Raw genomic sequence first — 18,645 nt, forward strand, 5'->3', positions numbered from 1 at the left:
ACAACACATTTTCAATAAATGGACAAAAAAACGGCGAACCCTAAAAGGATACGCCGTTTTTGCATTTTTAGAATAGATTTACTTAGGTTATTCTGCTGCTAAAATATCTTCCTTAGCATGGATCATTTGAGTCAAAAAGTCGCAATAAGGCGTTGGCACTTGGTACTTGCGACCTTTTCGTGAGATTGCGCCATTGATATAATCGATCTCGGTTTTGCGATGATTATTGATCAAATCTTGATACATGGATGGATAGTGCATTCCGATGCCTTCTGGATCATAGGTTTCCTCAATATGGTGGACTACTTCGGATACATCCAGTTCAACAGATTCATGGGCAGCAACTGCCGCAAATTCTTCCACGATCGTTTGGACCATCGCACGCGCTGTTGAGGTTTGACCGAATTGGGCAATATTCACATTTAAAATCGAACACAAGCCATTTAGGGTGCCGTTGACACAGGCTTTGCGATAGATGGAGTAACGGATGTTCTCAGAATAAGACGCATTCAACCCAGCATCAGCCAAGACTGCCGCCAATTGACGGGCATCTTCTTCTTTCCCCGGTTCGATATTTTGCAGTTCTACAGAACCATCCCCAAACAAGCGAACGTTACCAGGACCAATCAAGTCCGCCGTCCAAATGGTATTTCCTAAAAAGATTTTATCCGTGCTAACATATTTTTCAATCGTGTCCTCATGACCGATCCCGTTTAATAAGCATAAGACTTTCGTTTGCTCTCCGATCATCGGTTTGATCGTTTGCATCATTTGATCCAGTTGCATCGCTTTAGTAAAGACCAGGATCAAGTCTGCTTGTACAGTCGTTGGGATCTCATTTTGCGAATAGATCGAAAAAGGGACTGCGATCTCTTCACCGTTTAAGTTCGCTCGTAATCCGTGTTCACGGATCGCTTCGATATGCGCAGGCCAGCCGTCGATCAACGTGACGTCATTTCCGCCTCTTTTTAGCATAATAGCAAAACGGCTGCCCATAGCACCTGCACCAGCAATAACAATTTTCATCTGAATTCCTCTTTCCTCTTCCACAATTAGGTATAGTTTACTCTAAAATCGTGAAATATGCGAGAGCCTTGCGTTTTTTCTCGATAGGAAAGAAAAAAGAACAATTGGAATAGTTAGATTTTTCAGATAATTAAAAAACAATCGTTTCCAATTCTGTCCATTCAAAAAAGCCGCACGGAAGGTGGGAAAACTGCCTGAGCTAAGCCAGTTTTCGGACTCACGTGCGACTCTTTTAATCATTCATTTCCTGTGAAACAGTTGTCGGTTTAGGCAGTGACTGTTTCATTTTTTGTTGCAAAGTTTTTTAACCGTTCAGCTTTTTCTGCTTCTGTGATTCCATGTTGCTCCACGTAACGGTTGTGTTCGTGGATGGCACAATCATAGCTGCAGGCACCTAAATGGGCAGCCTGATTTTCCTCAGAAGTTAAGAATTGGCGATTGCATTCTGGGTTGGCACAGTTTACATAGCGCTCGCAAGGTGTCCCATCAAACCAGTCGCGGCCGATGACTTTTTTATCTACATGATTGATTTCCACACTGATGCGTTCATCAAAGACGTACATTTTCCCATCCCAAAGCTCGCCTTGAACTTCTGGGTCATTCCCATAAGCAAAGATACCGCCATGGAGTTGGGCCACATCTTCAAAGCCTTCTCGCAGCAGCCAGCCTGAGAATTTTTCACAACGGATACCACCAGTACAATAAGTAACGACTTTTTTATCCATGAATTTTTCTTTATTATCGATGATCCATTGCGGCAACTCACGGAAGCTGCGGATATCGGGACGAACGGCTCCTCGGAAATGGCCTAAATCATATTCATAATCGTTACGGGCATCGATCACCACGGTATCTTCATCTAACAACGCTTCTTTGAACGCTTTAGGATCTAAATATTTTCCAGTCATTTCTAATGGATCGATGTCGTCTTCAAGGTTCAATGAAACCAATTCTTTACGCGGACGAACGAATAGCTTTTTAAACGCATGTTCTTCTACTTCGTCAATCTTATAAAAAATCCCTTTAAAACGGGGATCAGCTTCCATTTTTTCCATATAGCGATCCGTTGCTTCAACCGTTCCAGAAAGTGTGCCATTGATCCCTTCATTGGCTACTAAAATACGGCCCTTGATGCCAATTTCTTTTCCAAATGCTAAATGCTCCTTGGCGAAGCTTTCCGGATCTTCAATTGTTGTGTATTTATAAAATAATAAAACGCGGTATGTCAAACCAATTCCTCCTTTTTTTGCACCCTACAGTATAGGTTATCACGTGACAAAAAACGAGTTTTATGCTTGTACCTTTTCACACAATCTTTTTCCTTGCGCAAACCGTGTCATGGATTGGTTTGATTGAGCTCTGCCACGAAAAAAGCTGTGACTTGATCCATCGTTTCTCCACGTACCAGATGGCGTTCTTCTCGCGAGATAAACTGCAAATTTGCTTCTGGATTTTCTGCCACAAAGGCTTCCACATCACCATAAGGAATTTTCTCGTCTTGGGTACCATGCCAAAACAAAAGAGGACGCTGTCCCAATTTCTCTGGTTGAGAAGACAGGTCGTAAGCATCCATCCAGCTTAAAAGCTGACCATAATCCTCGGGTACAAAGAACCCAGCAGCGCCAGCGTGCATTTGGATGCGGTCACGGTATTTCAACATGGAAGGAGAACCCATGATACAAGCTGCCGCTGTGATTTCTGGATGCTGACACAATAAACCGCACGTGGTCATCCCTCCCATAGAGACTCCGCCAACTGCGATCTGACCGTTGACCAAACCAAGGTTTTCAAAAAAATCGACTAAGTAAGAAAACTCAAATAGATTGGTTTGGATACTTTGCCAAAAAGTTAGAGAAGGAATCTCCGATAGCTGGGTCTTGCGCTCCCCATGATTGGCTGCATCTGGCAAGACCACCCGGAAACCTTCTCTAGCCAACTTTCTGCCTTGTGTCAACACTAATTCTTTACTCGTCTGCCAGCCATGGTAGTAAATAATCAATGGCAGTGGCTCATAAATCATTTCTTCTGGTACGACTTCTAAGACCGGAATATTTCCGATTTTTCTTTTTCGAACAGCTAATTTCATTCTTTTCCACCTCAGCTTAAGTATACAAAAAGTCGCCAAAAGCGCCACTGATACGCTGTAAAAAAAGATCATACCCGAAGAGTATGATCCATTTTTTTATTTATGAATGTAAGACCGCTTCTCGAGCCAATGCCAAACAACCGAGGGTTCCAGCGTTGTCTTCTAATGCTGGGGTCACGATATATTTGCTTAACTCAGGTGTTTCGACATACCCATTGACCAATTTTGCAAATGCGTCGTGGACGTTTTGCAGCATATGGCGTTGTTTCATCACACCACCGCCAAAAATGATCACATCTGGAGAAAACATCAAGGTTGTATTGTAGGCACATTGAGCAATATAGGAGGCTTCGATTTCCCAATAAGGATCATCTTCTGCAACCTCTTGCCCTTTTTTCCCTAAGCGTTTTTCGATGGCGGGTCCAGCAGCCATCCCTTCTAAACAGTTGCCATGAAATGGACAGCTGCCAGCAAAGTCATCTTTTGGATGAGGGACGACCAGCATATGCCCCATTTCTGGATGACTAAAGCCTTCGATAAAGCGCCCTTCTTGTAAGGCACCGCCGCCAACACCTGTACCGATCGTGTAGTAAACGACACTGCTCAATCCTTTGCCACTGCCGAAGACATACTCACCATAGGCAGCCGCATTGACATCTGTTGTCCAAGAAATCGGGATCGGAAATTCTTTTTTCATGGTACCGATGAAATCAAAATTTTGCCATGCCAATTTCGGGGTCGAGGTAATGTACCCATAAGTGGCAGAATCGCGATGGATATCGATAGGCCCAAATGAGCCAATCCCAATCCCTGCTAAATCTGCTTGGTATTGTTTGAAGAAACCAATGACTAAAGGCATTGTTTCCTCAGGTGTCGTTGTCGGAAAGCTCACTCTTTCCTTGATCGTCATTTCTTCATCGCCAATGGCGCACACAAATTTTGTGCCGCCTGCTTCAATCGAACCGTATAACATGCACATCGCTCCTTTTTTTCTAACTACTTGCTGAACTTGACGCTGCGGCATCATCTGCTTTGACGCGATCGATGGCTACCACTAATGCAATGATCAGGTCATCTAGATCTTCTTCATAGATCACAACTTCATAGGTATCGCCCCAAGAGATCCATTTTTTGTGGATCTCTGCGATCCGTTTGCCGTTGCGGTTGACCACAAAATCCATATCCCACCAATTGCCGTCCACATCGATGCCTTCTGCACTGATGGAATAGCGGGCTTTAAAAAATGTGAAATGTTTTTCTAAAACGATCGCTTCTTGGCCGTGGACTTCCACAAAAAATTTTGGTAATAAACTGAACACTTTTTTGGTGATCTCCGCGATCGGTCGCTGCTGCTCATTGAAGATCGTAAAACTTTTCGGGATCTTAAAAAAACTGCCTTCGACATAATAGCGAGGGTTTTGTAAATCATCAGTGACGGTAAATTTTTCACCGATGCTGAAAACCTTCTGTTTGATGTAAAGTTTCTTCAAATGCTACACTCCTTTCTCTTTGACATCGCCCGTATTGATCACCGGCTGCGTGCCTTTATCGGTAATGATCGATACCAATAAATTATTGATCAGTTGGACTTTGCGGTCATCCGTGAAATTGATGTCCTGTCCGTCTTCGATTTGTTCTAACGCCATTTGTGTCATGGAGACGGCTCCTTCAACAATGATTTGCCGTGCAGATAAAATCGCTTTGGCTTGTTGGCGCTGCAGCATCGCACTAGCGATCTCAGTCGCATACGCGAGGTGATTTAAGCGGGTCTCTATGACTTCGACCCCAGCAACAGCCAATCGTTCTTGCAATTCTTTTGCCAGTTCTTCAGAAACTTCATTGGTATTGCCTCGCAACGTCAGATCATCGTCATTGAACGTGTCATACGGGTATTGCGTCGCAATATGACGAATCGCTGTTTCACTTTGGATCTCAATGAAATCTTGATAATAATCGACATCAAACAATGCTTTCGCCGTATCTACGACTTTAAAAACCACCACCGCCGAGATCTCGATCGGGTTTCCGTCTGAATCATTGACCTTCAACAGCGAACTGTTAAAGTTACGGACTTTCAATGAAACATTGATTTTTTGGGTTAAGGGGGTTGTCACGAACAAGCCGTTGTCTTTAATGGTCCCTAAATATTGCCCAAAAAAGAGGATCGCTTTGGCTTGGTTGGGCTGTACGATCGTTAACGAACTAAGGAAAAGAAACGAAACGATCCATAAAAGAATACTGAGAACGATTTCGAGAACGCTCTCATTTACGAACCCATGATAAAACAAATAACCGCCGCCAACTAATAACCCGATCAGCACAACCAGTGCTAAATACCCATTCACATGAAATGTCTGTTTTTCTGTCATTTTTATTCCTTCCCTTCTTGCTCTTATCTTACCTTGGTTAAAGCCGCTGTGCAAATGTTCTTGCGCATATCAGGGACGATTCCCAATCAAGCTATTTTGTTTTCTGCAACTTTCCCGTTACAATTAAGGTAGGACAAAATTTTTCTCAAAAAAGGAGTAATTCTTATGGCACAAAAAATTGACTTAGAAACGAGTAAATGGTCGTTGGAATCGATCATTAAAACGGTCGGCACCGATCTTTCCTCTGTTGTAGAGGTACAAAACAAAGATGGCATTGATGTTGTAGTGATCTCGAAAGACGAGTGGCAACATCTTTTGGAATTACTCGATGCACGTCATGCAGAAGGCTATCGGTTGGAGCAAGAGCTTCCTGAAGAAATTTTAGTTGACGTTGCCGATACCGACAACCAATACACCGAAGAAGGCGAGTTAGAAATGGAGCTGCCTGAGCGTGTGCATCCAGCACCTGATTTTGAACTCGATTCAGAAGAAATCGTTGAAAGTGATGACGTACTAGATTAAACAAAAAAGCAAAACGGCCACAGGCGCGTTTTGCTTTTTTTATAGCTCTTTTTCCTGCTTTTTGGTAATGACTGCTTGCAATCGTTCGATGGCAGGCTGCAATTCTTGCTGTGCTTCTTCTTCGGGTTCTAACTCTGCGCACCGTTGCAGTCGCTCTAACCACATCTCTGGTTCTTTGACGCCCAACTGGCCAATGGCCCAATAAGCCGTTCCTCGAATCACTGGGCGCACGTCTTCTGTCGCACAGCGCCAAATCGCTGGCAAGGCACTCCGGTCTCCCACATTGGCTAAGGCGATGATGGCATTACGCTGCAGCGGTTTTTTCCCCCGCCAAGAGCCAGATAGATGGCCAAATTGTTCTTTGAAGGCTTTGTTTGATAAAGACAGCATCGGTTGCAGTTTTGGATAAACGGTATCGACTTCAGGCTCCATCTCTTGATGAAAATGGAAGTCCTTCCCCCGATTATAAGGGCAGACCAGCTGACAAATATCGCAACCGTAAATCACGTTATGCATCTTTTTGCGGTACTCTTCTGGCATCATGCCCTTCGTCTGGGTTTGATAGGACAAACAACGCTGGGCATTCATCCGACCATCGCCCAATAACGCTTTAGTGGGGCAAGCCGTCACACAACGCATGCAATCCCCACAACCAAACGGGACTTCTTCATCTGGTTCAAGAGAGATATTAGTGACGATCTCCCCGAGATAAACAAACGAACCAAATTCTTCTGTGATCAGCAAGCCATTACGACCGATAAAGCCAAGACCCGCCCGCTGCGCTGCCGCCACATCCACCAATTCCCCTGTATCGACTTGCGGTGCGAAACGCCATTCGACTTGTTCTTCCATCGTTTGCGCTTGTTCTTTGATAAAGGCGATCAAGCGATCCAACCGTTCTCGCAAAATATCATGGTAATCGATGCCCCACGAGGCACGGGCAAACATGCCACGTTTTTCATCCCGCGGGACTTTCTCTTTGATTTTTGTCGGATAAGCTAAAGCGATCGCAATGATCGTTTGCGGATTTTCAAATGTCCGTTCAGGATAGATACGCTCTTCGATCACGGGATGCTCAAAACCAGAGGTATGGCCTTTGGCTTTTTGTTCCCGCAAGGAAGGCTCCAATGCCAAAAACGGCTCCGCTGAAGCAAACCCGATCTTGTCGATGCCAAGCCGCTTGCTTTCTGCAATAATTTTTTCTTTTAAAGACATGCTCGCTACCCTCTTTTGTCCGCTAAGCATCTGCTTCTCGGCTTTTTCTCTTCCCCTATTATACGTAAGCACCAGAAAAAAGTCGATGGTGCGGTTTGTTCCCCCAGTTTTTTTCTTTCTTTAAAAGAACACGTGTTGATTGTTTAAGATTTTAATTAATTTTATCGCTATTTTCCTCGCAACGATTGCATTGCCTTTTTCGAATGCTAGACTAGATAAAGGAATCAGAAAGAAATGAACAAATGAAATGGAGATGCTTATGACTCAATTACCCACCGGCTTGACTGCAGCAGAAGTCGCCAAGAAAACCCAAGAGGGACTGCACAATGATTATGAAACCAAAACCAGTAAATCAACTGCTGCGATCATCAAGGACAATTTACTGACGTTATTCAATTTTCTCAACCTATTGATTGGCGTTTTTTTATTTGCCGTAGGCGCCTATTCCAACATGTTCTACTTAGCGATTATTTTTGTGAATATCACCATTGGGATCAGCCAAGAATTGCACGCACGTAATTTAGTAAAAAAACTCTCACTTGTTTCACCGCAAACGGTACGAGTGATTCGAGATGGTCAAATCCATGAGATTTCAGCCAAAGAATTGGTCTTAGAAGACTCAGTCATTCTTGGTGCTGGGGACCAAATCCCCGCTGATATGACGGTGCTTTCTGGACTAGTCGAAGTCAATGAAGCGATGCTGACTGGTGAAGCCGATCTGGTTGTCAAAGAAGCAGGTGCTTCCTTACTCTCAGGAAGTTTCATCGTCAGCGGTGAAGTGACAGGAAAAGTCCTTCATGTCGGTGCAGAAAACTACGCAGCGAAACTAAGCAATGAGGCGAAGGTCCACAAACCGATCCGCTCTGAGCTGCTTGCTTCGATCCGTAGTGTATCCAAATTCACCAGCTATGTGATCGTTCCTTTAGGGGTGATTTTGTTCTTCCAAGCCTTTATGATGCGAGATGCTGGGATCAAGGAATCCGTCGTCGTTTCTGCCGCTGCCTTATTAGGAATGTTACCAAAAGGACTTGTCCTGCTGATCAGTATCGCCTTGACGACAGGTGTCATTAAATTGGCCAAAAAACGGATTTTGGTCCAAGATATGTATGCCGTTGAAACCTTAGCGCATGTCGATACCCTTTGTCTGGATAAGACGGGGACGTTGACGGAAGGCCATATGGTTCTCGAATCGATCGTTCCTCTCCAAGTCGACAGCGACCCTAACATGCTCTTAGGGAATTATTTGGCAGCCAGCACAGATAACAATTTGACGATGCAAGCATTGCGTCAAGGCTGCCCTGAGCTAACGGATCATCATCCGATCGAAGTCGCTGCCTTCTCTTCACAGCGCAAATGGGGTGCTGTAGCTTTTGAACATCTAGGAAATGTCTATCTTGGCGCACCTGAAAAAGTCACTGGCTCTGCTGCCTTGCCGCAAGTCAAAGAAGCGCAAGAAGCAGGTCTGCGGGTGTTGATTTTAGCCGTAGAGGCCAATCCAAAAACGCCGACATCCTTTGACCCAACCAATGCACAAGCGGTGGCAGTCTTGATTTTATCTGATATCATCCGCCAAAACGCAGAAGAAACCTTGGCTTACTTAGCGGATCAAGGCATCGATCTAAAAGTGATCTCTGGCGATAATCCAATAGCTGTCGCAGCGATCGCCCATCGTGCAGGCCTAGCGAATGCCGATCAAGCCATCGATCTTTCTACCTTAACGACCGAAGCAGAAGTCCGAGAAGCTGCGACACGCTATACGGTCTTTGGTCGTGTGACTCCTGAACAAAAGAAACTACTCGTTCAAGAATTAAAAGCCAATCAACGGACCGTTGCCATGACGGGTGATGGCGTCAACGATGTGTTGGCACTACGGGAAGCCGACGTCAGCATTGCAATGGCTGCTGGCGACAGTGCGGCTCGTCAAATCGCTAACTTTGTCTTATTGGATTCTGACTTTACTACGTTGCCAGATGTTTTATTTGAAGGACGCCGCGTCGTCAATAACGTGACCAAAGCGTCGGGAATCTTCTTTATCAAGACGATTTACAGCTTCTTGCTCTCTTTGGTTTGTATCCTGACATCCAGCGCCTTTCCGTTCTTGCCGATCCAAATCACATTGATCGACTTAGCAATTGAAGGTTATCCATCTTTCTTCCTTTCCTTTGAAGAAAACAAAGCACCGATCAAAGGTCGTTACTTGCCGACAGTCTTGCTCAATGCGTTGCCAAATGCCTTGTTGGTGTTAGTCAATTACTTTGCGATCCGCTTTTTACAAACCGACTACGGTTGGTCGCAATTTGATACGACGACCTTGTTGTACTATTTGTTGATCGGGATCAGCTGTATCGCTGTGATTCGCGCTTGCTTGCCATTAAATCCATTGCGATTGTTCTTAGCGATTACCACTACCGTGGGGATCTATGTCGCAGCAATGCTTTTCCACGGATTGCTGGAAGTCGGTTTCTTGACCGCCGTAACATTGCCTTACTTCCTTGGCATGATGGCATTGAACATCTGCCTGTACGTGGGGCTTTCTTTCCTAACGAAGCGCTTTTCAGCCAAAATGCTTGTTAAACAATCCTAACCAATTCTGCCGCATCGTCTTTCTTTATCCAGAAAGACGATGCTGTTTTTTTGTCCTCTCCATAGGTGCAACCATACAAGAAGAAAGAAATTTGGTATACTGAACCTGTAGGCGGTTTCAACAAGGACGGTGTTTCTTTGGAAAAGGCAACCCCCTTGTCAAACAGCCAAATTTAATCAGAAAGTGTTGGTGAAATTGGATGAAAAAAAGTATTTTACTCGTTTCTCACAGTCAGCAACTCACCGAAGGATTAAAACAGATGATCGTAGAAATGGCTGATGGCGAGTCAGTCACGATCTATTCTTTAGGCGGGACAGCAGAAGGAGAGCTGGGTTCTGACGCCACGAAAATCGTGGATGCCGTCAACGAATCCGCAGACGCTGAACTGATCTTAGTCTTTGCCGATCTAGGCAGTGCCGTTTTGAATGCCGAACTTGCATACGACATGCTGGAACCTCAGCAACAAGAACGCTATCACCTGATCGACGCGCCGCTGGTGGAAGGTGCCTTTGCTGCAGCGATCACCGCTGGTTTCAGTGATGATTTGGCGCAAATCGTTGCAGAAGCAAAAAAAGCAGCCGAGAAAGGATGGCATGAAGCATGAAAAAAATCATTAATGATCCCTCAATGATCGTAGAAGAAATGTTGGCCGGTATCGTAGGCAGTTATCCTGAACTGGTCCATCAAGTCGCCGACTCACGGGTGATCGCTAAGAATAATCAAAAAGAACAAGTCGGTCTTGTTTCTGGCGGTGGGAGCGGACATGAGCCGGCGCATGCTGGCTTTGTCGGTGATGGGATGCTTAGCGCCGCCGTTTTAGGCGATGTCTTCACCTCCCCGACCCCCGACCAGATTTTGACGGCTATCCAAGATTCTGATCAAGGACAAGGCGTCTTGCTGATCGTCAAAAACTATACTGGCGATATCTTGAACTTTGAGATGGCCAAAGATATGGCAGAAATGGAAGAGATCACGACGGAGATCGTGGTCGTGGATGATGATATCGCTGTTGAAAATAGCACCTATACTGCTGGCAAACGAGGAGTTGCCGGTACGGTCTTAGTCCACAAGATTTTAGGCGCAGCTGCTCGTAATGGTGCCAGCTTAAGCGAATTAAAAACATTGGGCGATGCCTTGGTTGCATCGATCAAAACCATTGGGGTCGCATTAAAAGCGGCAACAGTTCCTGAAGTTGGGAAACCAGGTTTTGACTTAGCCGATGATGAGATCGAGTATGGCGTGGGCATCCACGGCGAACCTGGTTACCGTCGTGAAAAACTGAAACCCTCACGTGAACTAGCACAAGAGTTGGTGGAAAAAATCTTAGCGGATTATGAAAAGACCCCAGAAAAAGTCGGTGTCTTGATCAACGGTATGGGTGGTACGCCGCAAATGGAGCTGTTCGTTTTTGCCAATGATGTCGCGAAATTACTCGCAGAAAAAGACATCCCTGTCTCCTTCCATAAAGTCGGCAATTTCATGACTTCCATCGATATGCAGGGACTTTCACTGACCTTGATCGACTTCAGCGAAACGGATCACACCGATGCGTTAAATGAAGCCGTCACAACAATAGCCTGGTAAAGGAGCGAATAAAGATGCAATTGACAACAGAAACGGTGCAAGCATGGTTAGATACCTTCACGAAAGAAATCGAAGCAAACAAAGCCTATTTGAGCGATTTAGATACACCGATCGGCGACGGAGACCATGGCAATAATATGGCACGCGGCGTATCTGCTTATCAAGAAGCTTATGCCAAACAACAGCCAACGACGATCAGTGATACCTTTAAAGTCTTCTCGATGGCAATGATCTCAAAAGTCGGCGGCGCTTCAGGTCCCCTTTATGGTTCGGCGTTTATGAATATGACCAAAGCAACGAAGGAACTAGAAACGATCGACTCCTTTGAACAATTAGGTACGATCGTTGAAGAAGGCTTGACGGGCATCAAAATGCGGGGAAAAGCTGAGTTTGAAGACAAAACGATGATCGATGTTTGGCAACCTGTCGCAGAAGCCTTGAAAAAAGGTGAATTGACCAAAGACACGATCGAAGCAGCGAAAGAACATACCAAAGAACTCGTTGCTAAAAAAGGCCGCGCCTCTTATGTTGGTGAACGTGCCATCGGTCATATCGATCCCGGATCGGCTTCTAGTGCGATTTTGTTTGACTCACTATTAACGGTGATAGAAAAGAATTAAAAAACGCTGCTCTTACAAAGCACCGTTTAAGACAAAAGACAAACCTTATGATTACGTAAGGTTTGTCTTTTTCTTGCTTATTCCTCTTGTAAAATCGTTTGGGCAACTAGCTTCACGTATTGATCCATGCCATCTGGATTTGGATGGACCCGATCTTCATAGAACCATGACTCTTGGTCATTACTCAAATCATACCAATCGATCAAGGTCATATTGTCGTATTTTTCCGCCATGCGCTCCAACATCCGATTGACTTCATTTTGCCAGCGCTGTGTCGGTACCCGCACATTGATCCAGTAGACTTTGCGATCACCGATCTCATTCATAAAGCTGTCAAATTGGGCTTCTGTAAAGGAACCATTCGTTCCGAGCCCTACAAGGACGGTATCCCGTAAAAGATTTTTTTCTTTCAAGTCTTTGATCAATTCAGGGCTCGCATACAGCTGGCGCCCAACATCCCCATCAACTACCGCTTGGGTAAAGACTTCTTTCAAGTCAGCCGTTGCATCCAGCATCACAGAATCACCAAAAGCCGTGATTTCAAGAGATTCTGCTTTTTTCACTTGGGCTGCTGTTAAATCATATTTTTCCATGATATTTTTTTCATCTTCACTCGTGCTCGCCTCATCGTCTACTTCATTGCCTTCAGCATTCGCATTCTTTTGCGATTGCTCTGCCGCTTTTTTATTGGCCGCAATGTTGTCTTTCAACTGCTGTTGCTGGGCATCGACATAATTCGTCGGTGCGGTCACGACGCCAAACAAAGCAACGAGGGTAATCAGTAAGCTGGGCACTAACCACGGTTTTTTCCAACTAAAAATTGGTTTGCTGAACCAGCCGCGGACCGTTCTGAATGTATCTTTGTAATGGAATTTACGCATTGGGTTTTCGATAAACCGATAGGACAATTCACTGATAAACAAGATCAAGAATAGTTCCACTAACGTGTGCATCAGCACGTTCTCCCCGATATTCCCCACTTTTGCTTCGTAAAAAATCATCACTGGAAATTGATACAAATAGATCCCATAACTACGCTTGCCGATATAACTGAAAATCGGATTACTCAATACCCGGTTCAAGCTGGCTCCGGGATGAGCGGTGACTGCCACAAGAATCGTACATAGGATACTGATCAAGAACATGCCGCCATAATAGACAAAGGTCAAATGATCATCTAAGAAAAAGAACGCTGCGATCAGACCAGCCAAGGAAGCAAAGCCAGAGATATTCAAGACCCGTTTGGCTTTTTGCGGTATCTCTTTCTTCAAATGGGTACTTGGCCAAATGAATGCTAAGGCACTCCCCATCCAGATCGAAAAGAGCCGCGTATCCGTTCCATAATAGACCCGTGTCGGATCAGCGCCTGGTGTGTAAAGGACTGCTAACAGAATTGCCGACAAAATCGTGACTGCAGCAGTAAATTTAAAGGCGCGATGCCTCTGCTTGCCGATTTTCATCAACAAAATAAACACTAAAGGCCAAATCAGATAGTTCTGTCCCTCTACAGCCAGCGACCACAGATGGGTAAAGGGGGATTCATTACCGAACCGATCAAAATAGGATAACCCATGATTGATCTGCCACCAGTTGTTGTAATACAGCAACGAGCTAACAAAAACCCCGCGCAAATTATTCAACAGGTTTCGCTGAAACAACGTGATATACGCTGCTGAGATAAGCAGCATCACCACCATTCCTGGATAGAGCCGTTTCATCCGCCGAACATAAAAATCTTTGACTTTGATTTTGCCGTTTTGATCCCACTCTTGCCTCAGCAAGTCAGTGATTAAATAACCTGATACGACAAAGAATACTGGAACTCCTAAATACCCGCCTCGCATATGAGTAGGTAGTAAATGATATAAAATAACGCCGATGACTGCCAAGGTTCGAATGCCGTCAAACCCGGTAATATAGCGGCTTGTGCTTAAACGTTTATTCATTTTTCAACCACTTTTCTCTAATTGATCCAATTGTTTCATAAAAAAACAATTTCAGCATGAACGCTATTGATTCCATACTCTCATAATTTACCAGAAATCCCCCATATAAAGCTAGCATCATCTGCTATATTTCAAAAAAATTAATTTTTGGCGAAAAAAAAGTACTTCTATAAAGAAATACTTTTTTCAACTCGTTTTTCACAGTTCTTCTTCATAAAAGCGACCCAAAATCTGGACATTTTCTGCAATACTGACAAAGGCTTTTGGATCGGCTTCTTTCATGGCACTGCGCAGCATCGGCAGTTCAAAGCGTGTCACTACCGTCAGCAAAACCGTTTGTTTGTCATGCTTGTACGCCCCTTCGGCTTCATTGATGATGGTAATCCCTCGCCGCATATGTTTTTGGATCGTTTGAATGACTTCTTCTGGGTTGCGGGTGATGATCGTCACCTGCATTTTCTTTTGCTTCGTAAAAACCGCGTCCGTTACTTTTCCACTGACAAAAATTGCGATCGCACTATACAACGCATATTGCCAGCCAAACAAGATCCCTGCGGCGAACAAAATAACAATGTTAAAGAAAATCGATATCGAGCCGATCGTCTTCCCTGTCCGTTTGCGGATGGCAATGCTGACAAAATCCAGCCCTCCAGAAGAAAGACCATTCTTCAAGGCATAGCCGATCCCCACTCCGTTGATGGCACCACCGAAAATCGCACAGATCATCGGGTCCGTCGTGACGGTTTCTTCGGGCAAAATTTGCACGAATAAGGAGGTGAGTAAAACAGTAATTCCAGTAAAAATCGTAAACTTGTGGCCGATCTTAAACCAACCTAGAAAAAATAATGGCACATTCAACAATAATAGCGCAAGGGATAAGGGGATATAAAATCCGAGCCCTTCTCTTGAGATCGTGGTGATGATCTGAGCGACACCCGTAATGCCGCTGGAATAAATATTACCTGGTTGATAGAAGAAATTGACCGCAATCGATGCCAGCAGCGCATAGACGATCGAAAACGAAAGTTTGTTGGCGTATTCTGGATGAGGGAGCCATTTAAACAGAGGAGTCATTGCATTTCATAGCCTCACTTTTTTGATTTGCCTTTATTATACTTCAGCTCATAAAAAAAGAAACGAGCAATGAAAGAAATGGGTGAATTCTCATGAACTTTTTTCATTCATTCACCAATTTCTATTTCATCACTCATTTCATCATGGTTTAACGCTTATTCGTTTTCTTCAACCGTTGTTACATCGATGTTCAAGTCAAACAATTGCATTGGCGAAACGGTACTTGGCGCTTGAGACATTGGATCAGCTGCTTTCCCATTTTTAGGGAAAGCAATGACTTCGCGAATGTTTTCTTCACCAGCCAAGAGCATCACTAACCGGTCTAACCCAAGGGCGATGCCGCCATGTGGTGGGAACCCATAATCCAAAGCATCCAATAAGAAGCCAAATTGATTTTGCATCTCGCGACGTGAGAAGCCTAGCGCTTCAAACATTTGCTCTTGCACTTCCCGTGTATGGATACGCAATGATCCGCCACCTAGCTCATAACCGTTTAGCACAATATCGTAGGCTTGCGCATAGACTTTTGAAGGGTCTGTCGTTAACATCGGCAGATCGCTTTCTTTTGGCAATGTGAATGGATGGTGAGCAGAAACGTAGCGGCCTGCTTCTTCATCGTATTCAAATTGCGGCCAATCAGTGACCCATAGAAAGTTGAATTTGCTCTCGTCGATCAAGCCTAATTCTTTTCCTAATTTATTACGGATCGCCCCCAATGTTGCTGAAACGATCGCAAAGGAATCGGCACCAAACATCAGAATATCGCCAACTTCCGCATTGGCTGCTGCAATGATCGCGTCGGTCGCTTCTGTCAAGAATTTAGCGATCGGCCCTTTCAATCCATCTTCTTCAACTTTGACCCATGCCAATCCTTTGGCACCAAATTGGCCAGCGTAATGACCTAGATTGTCCATGTCTTTTCTGGAGTATTTGTCTGCAGCCCCTTTGGCGTTTAAGACTTTCACAACGCCGCCTTTTTCAAGAGCCATCTGGAAGACTTTAAAATCAACGTCTTTCACAACTTCTGATAAGTCGATAAGCTCCATGTCAAACCGTGTATCTGGTTTGTCACTGCCGTAGCGTCCCATTGCCTCATCATAGGTCATCCGTGGAAATGGCAAGGTAACTTCGATGCCTTTGACTTCTCGCATCACTTTTGCCAATAGCTCTTCCGTATAGGTTTGAATTTCTTCTGCCGTCAAGAAAGAGGTTTCGATATCGACTTGGGTAAATTCTGGTTGACGGTCGCCCCGCAAATCTTCGTCACGGAAGCAACGTACGATTTGATAGTAGCGATCGAAGCCAGCACCCATCAATAACTGTTTAAAAATTTGTGGTGATTGTGGCAACGCATAGAAATGACCTGGATAGATCCGTGAAGGAACCAAATAATCCCGCGCGCCCTCTGGTGTTGATTTTCCTAGATAAGGTGTTTCGATATCTAAGAAGTCGTTCGTGTCTAAGAAATTGCGGATCGCTTGCGTCGTTTTCGCCCGCATCACGATGTTGTTGGTCATTTTTGGACGACGCAAGTCTAAATAACGGTATTTCATGCGAATCTCGTCGCCAACGGTTTGATCATCTTCAATCAAAAAGGCTGGTGTTTTTGCAGTGTTTAAAATCGTGATTTCGCTGATCATCACTTCATAGGCACCTGTCACCATTTTCGGATTGATGGCTTCTGGTGCACGATTGATGACTTGACCTGTTACTTCTAACACATATTCACTGCGGCATTTGTCCGCGATTTCCCAGGCTTCTTTCGAAACCTCAGGATTGAAGACGATTTGCACGATCCCTTCTCGGTCGCGCAAGTCAATAAAGATCACGCCCCCTAAGTCACGGCGCTTTTGCACCCAGCCTTTTAGAGTCACTGTCTGGTTTAAATGGGTCTCATTTACTAACCCGCAATATACTGTACGTTTTGTCATTCTTTTTCTCCTCACTCAAACATTTTGGTTGTCATTTCATCGTAGATCTCATCGAAGCGGGCATAAAGATCCGCTAACGGAAATTGTTTTTCTTCACGGCTTGCCATGGATTTGATATTGATCACTTGTTCTGCTAATTCTGTTTCGCCTAGAGTCAGAACCAACCGTGCCCCTTGCTTATCAGCAGATTTGAACTGGGCTTTGGCTTTACGATCCATGAAATCACGATCGGCAGAAAAACCGAAATTACGAATCGCTTGCACGACTTTCAGCGCTTCTAAATTGGTTTCTTGTCCCAAACCAACCACATACGCATCTAACTCATTCAAAGCAGGAATCACAACTTCTTCAGCTTCCATAGTGATCAATAAACGTTCGATCCCCAAAGCAAAACCAAAACCAGGTGTTTCTGGTCCGCCTAGCTCTTCCACTAAATGATTGTAACGACCGCCGGCACAGATGGTGGCTTGCGCCCCCATTTTTGGTGCCTCACTCATGATCTCAAAAATCGTGTGGGTATAATAATCCAAACCGCGCACCATATTTGAATCGATCTCATAAGGGATCTCCAACGCATCCAGCATACTCGTTACGGTTTCAAAATGTGCCTTGGCATCTGGTGTTAAGTAGTCTAGGATCGATGGTGCATCCGCCACGAATTTTTGGTCTCGCTTGTCCTTGCTGTCAAGGACCCGCAAAGGATTTTCATGCAAGCGGCGTTTTGAATCCTCACTAAGCTCCGCTTCATGGGGCGCTAGATAGTCGATCAACGCTTGCCGATAGTTTTGGCGTGTTTCTTTATCGCCTAATGAATTGATGACCAAGCGCAATTGACTCAGTCCTAATTGACGATAAAAATCCATTGCCATCGCCATTGTCTCAACATCGGTCGCTGGATTTGCTGAACCGAAAACTTCGACACCGATTTGGTGGAATTGACGCAAACGGCCTTTTTGCGGACGTTCATAACGGAACATTGGTCCCATGTAAAACACTTTATAAGGCTTCGTATGTTCTGGTCCGAATAGTTTGTTTTCGACATAAGAACGAGCGATCGGTGCGGTGCCTTCTGGACGCAACGTCACATGACGCTCTCCTTTATCGTAGAAATCATACATTTCTTTTGAAACGATATCCGTTGTGTCCCCGACACTGCGGGCGATCACTTCAAAGTGCTCAAAAATCGGTGTCCGAATTTCGTTGAATTGATAATCGCGAAACACTAAGCGTGCTGTTTCTTCCACAAATTGCCATTTTTCGGATTCTCCTGGCAAAATATCGTTGGTTCCTTTTGGACGTTGGTAACTCATCGTATGCATCCTCCTATTTGTTTCATGGTTGCCCATGTTCTTTGCTTTCATTGCTTGTTTGCTTATTCACCTATTGCTTGTTGCTCATTGATGTGGGTGGGTTGTTCTCGTGTTTGACTTTTGGGTTATTGCGCTCTTTGCCGTTGGTTGCTGGTCATCATTTCGTTGGCTTCGACTGCAATTGAACGAAGCAAAAAATGCCAAGTACAGCTTTCATGTCTCACTTCTTACGCCAGTCATAGTGATTCCTAGTTCGGTTACTACGCTCCCTGCACTCGCCTAGTACTGTTCATCATCTGCTCTGTTCCGCTTTGCGGACCAGTCATTGTGATTCCTAGTTCGGTTACTACGCTCCCTGCACTCGCCTAGTACTGTTCA

At 44.7% G+C, this 18,645-nt stretch carries 16 protein-coding genes; 5 read left to right on the forward strand and 11 right to left on the reverse strand.

Annotated elements, in window-relative coordinates; all coding sequences use genetic code 11:
- Window positions 1–87 precede the first annotated feature (87 nt).
- The 6 genes from A5867_RS15720 to A5867_RS15745 all read right to left on the reverse strand — a co-directional run bounded on the left by A5867_RS15720 (window position 88) and on the right by A5867_RS15745 (window position 5,481).
- A complete protein-coding gene (locus A5867_RS15720) occupies window positions 88–1,026 on the reverse strand; it encodes a 2-dehydropantoate 2-reductase (protein ID WP_005228196.1) in 939 nt (312 codons plus the stop codon).
- A gap of 266 nt (window positions 1,027–1,292) precedes the next feature.
- Window positions 1,293–2,255, reverse strand: a complete 963-nt coding sequence (locus A5867_RS15725) for a rhodanese-related sulfurtransferase (RefSeq protein WP_010749997.1) — start codon at window positions 2,253–2,255, stop codon at window positions 1,293–1,295.
- Between the two features lie 107 nt (window positions 2,256–2,362).
- Window positions 2,363–3,112, reverse strand: a complete 750-nt coding sequence (locus A5867_RS15730) for an alpha/beta fold hydrolase (RefSeq protein ID WP_010749998.1) — start codon at window positions 3,110–3,112, stop codon at window positions 2,363–2,365.
- 100 nt (window positions 3,113–3,212) lie between these two features.
- Entirely contained in the window at window positions 3,213–4,085 is an 873-nt protein-coding gene (gene scrK / locus A5867_RS15735) for a fructokinase ScrK (RefSeq protein ID WP_010749999.1), read from the reverse strand.
- A gap of 19 nt (window positions 4,086–4,104) precedes the next feature.
- Window positions 4,105–4,602: an LURP-one-related family protein gene (locus A5867_RS15740; RefSeq protein WP_005233908.1), complete on the reverse strand. Its 498-nt coding sequence runs from the start codon at window positions 4,600–4,602 to the stop codon at window positions 4,105–4,107.
- Window positions 4,603–4,605: 3 nt separating this feature from the next.
- Window positions 4,606–5,481, reverse strand: a complete 876-nt coding sequence (locus A5867_RS15745; protein WP_010750000.1) for an SPFH domain-containing protein — start codon at window positions 5,479–5,481, stop codon at window positions 4,606–4,608.
- A gap of 165 nt (window positions 5,482–5,646) precedes the next feature.
- Here A5867_RS15745 and A5867_RS15750 point away from each other — a divergent pair, with 165 nt between their 5' ends.
- Window positions 5,647–6,003, forward strand: a complete 357-nt coding sequence (locus tag A5867_RS15750) for a hypothetical protein (protein ID WP_005228172.1) — start codon at window positions 5,647–5,649, stop codon at window positions 6,001–6,003.
- 39 nt (window positions 6,004–6,042) lie between these two features.
- Here A5867_RS15750 and queG read toward each other — a convergent pair whose 3' ends face one another.
- Window positions 6,043–7,218 carry a tRNA epoxyqueuosine(34) reductase QueG gene (gene queG, locus A5867_RS15755; protein ID WP_005228165.1) on the reverse strand — a complete coding sequence of 392 codons (1,176 nt, stop codon included), beginning with the start codon at window positions 7,216–7,218 and terminating at the stop codon, window positions 6,043–6,045.
- Window positions 7,219–7,477: 259 nt separating this feature from the next.
- On the opposite strand from queG, the gene A5867_RS15760 reads away from it, so the two are divergent.
- The 4 genes from A5867_RS15760 to dhaL all read left to right on the forward strand — a co-directional run bounded on the left by A5867_RS15760 (window position 7,478) and on the right by dhaL (window position 12,006).
- Complete coding sequence (locus tag A5867_RS15760) at window positions 7,478–9,802, forward strand: HAD-IC family P-type ATPase (RefSeq protein ID WP_087628014.1); 2,325 nt, start codon at window positions 7,478–7,480, stop codon at window positions 9,800–9,802.
- A gap of 199 nt (window positions 9,803–10,001) precedes the next feature.
- Window positions 10,002–10,406, forward strand: a complete 405-nt coding sequence (gene dhaM / locus A5867_RS15765) for a dihydroxyacetone kinase phosphoryl donor subunit DhaM (protein ID WP_087628015.1) — start codon at window positions 10,002–10,004, stop codon at window positions 10,404–10,406.
- Entirely contained in the window at window positions 10,403–11,386 is a 984-nt protein-coding gene (dhaK, locus tag A5867_RS15770; RefSeq protein ID WP_010750002.1) for a dihydroxyacetone kinase subunit DhaK, read from the forward strand. The genes dhaM and dhaK overlap by 4 nt, the downstream gene beginning before the upstream one ends.
- A 14-nt stretch (window positions 11,387–11,400) precedes the next feature.
- Window positions 11,401–12,006 carry a dihydroxyacetone kinase subunit DhaL gene (dhaL, locus tag A5867_RS15775; protein ID WP_087628016.1) on the forward strand — a complete coding sequence of 202 codons (606 nt, stop codon included), beginning with the start codon at window positions 11,401–11,403 and terminating at the stop codon, window positions 12,004–12,006.
- A gap of 77 nt (window positions 12,007–12,083) precedes the next feature.
- Here dhaL and A5867_RS15780 read toward each other — a convergent pair whose 3' ends face one another.
- The 4 genes from A5867_RS15780 to hisS all read right to left on the reverse strand — a co-directional run bounded on the left by A5867_RS15780 (window position 12,084) and on the right by hisS (window position 18,267).
- Complete coding sequence (locus A5867_RS15780) at window positions 12,084–13,952, reverse strand: acyltransferase family protein (protein ID WP_086291687.1); 1,869 nt, start codon at window positions 13,950–13,952, stop codon at window positions 12,084–12,086.
- 198 nt (window positions 13,953–14,150) lie between these two features.
- On the reverse strand, window positions 14,151–15,026 hold the full coding sequence (locus A5867_RS15785) for a YitT family protein (protein ID WP_010750004.1): 876 nt from the start codon (window positions 15,024–15,026) through the stop codon (window positions 14,151–14,153).
- A gap of 155 nt (window positions 15,027–15,181) precedes the next feature.
- Window positions 15,182–16,957, reverse strand: coding sequence for an aspartate--tRNA ligase (aspS, locus tag A5867_RS15790; protein ID WP_005228151.1), 1,776 nt, complete (start codon window positions 16,955–16,957; stop codon window positions 15,182–15,184).
- 11 nt (window positions 16,958–16,968) lie between these two features.
- Complete coding sequence (gene hisS / locus A5867_RS15795) at window positions 16,969–18,267, reverse strand: histidine--tRNA ligase (protein WP_060791494.1); 1,299 nt, start codon at window positions 18,265–18,267, stop codon at window positions 16,969–16,971.
- Window positions 18,268–18,645: the final 378 nt, after the last annotated feature.

The organism is Enterococcus sp. 6D12_DIV0197 (assembly GCF_002174385.1).
Lineage (GTDB): Bacteria > Bacillota > Bacilli > Lactobacillales > Enterococcaceae > Enterococcus_D > Enterococcus_D casseliflavus.

Coding starts and splice junctions, on each gene's coding strand:
- A5867_RS15720 (WP_005228196.1), bottom strand. CDS start 1,026: ATGAAAATTGTTATTGCTGGTGCAGGTGCTATGGGCAGCCGTTTTGCT.
- A5867_RS15730 (WP_010749998.1), bottom strand. CDS start 3,112: ATGAAATTAGCTGTTCGAAAAAGAAAAATCGGAAATATTCCGGTCTTA.
- scrK (WP_010749999.1), bottom strand. CDS start 4,085: ATGTTATACGGTTCGATTGAAGCAGGCGGCACAAAATTTGTGTGCGCC.
- A5867_RS15745 (WP_010750000.1), bottom strand. CDS start 5,481: ATGACAGAAAAACAGACATTTCATGTGAATGGGTATTTAGCACTGGTT.
- A5867_RS15750 (WP_005228172.1), top strand. CDS start 5,647: ATGGCACAAAAAATTGACTTAGAAACGAGTAAATGGTCGTTGGAATCG.
- queG (WP_005228165.1), bottom strand. CDS start 7,218: ATGTCTTTAAAAGAAAAAATTATTGCAGAAAGCAAGCGGCTTGGCATC.
- A5867_RS15760 (WP_087628014.1), top strand. CDS start 7,478: ATGACTCAATTACCCACCGGCTTGACTGCAGCAGAAGTCGCCAAGAAA.
- dhaM (WP_087628015.1), top strand. CDS start 10,002: ATGAAAAAAAGTATTTTACTCGTTTCTCACAGTCAGCAACTCACCGAA.
- dhaK (WP_010750002.1), top strand. CDS start 10,403: ATGAAAAAAATCATTAATGATCCCTCAATGATCGTAGAAGAAATGTTG.
- dhaL (WP_087628016.1), top strand. CDS start 11,401: ATGCAATTGACAACAGAAACGGTGCAAGCATGGTTAGATACCTTCACG.
- A5867_RS15780 (WP_086291687.1), bottom strand. CDS start 13,952: ATGAATAAACGTTTAAGCACAAGCCGCTATATTACCGGGTTTGACGGC.
- A5867_RS15785 (WP_010750004.1), bottom strand. CDS start 15,026: ATGACTCCTCTGTTTAAATGGCTCCCTCATCCAGAATACGCCAACAAA.
- aspS (WP_005228151.1), bottom strand. CDS start 16,957: ATGACAAAACGTACAGTATATTGCGGGTTAGTAAATGAGACCCATTTA.
- hisS (WP_060791494.1), bottom strand. CDS start 18,267: ATGAGTTACCAACGTCCAAAAGGAACCAACGATATTTTGCCAGGAGAA.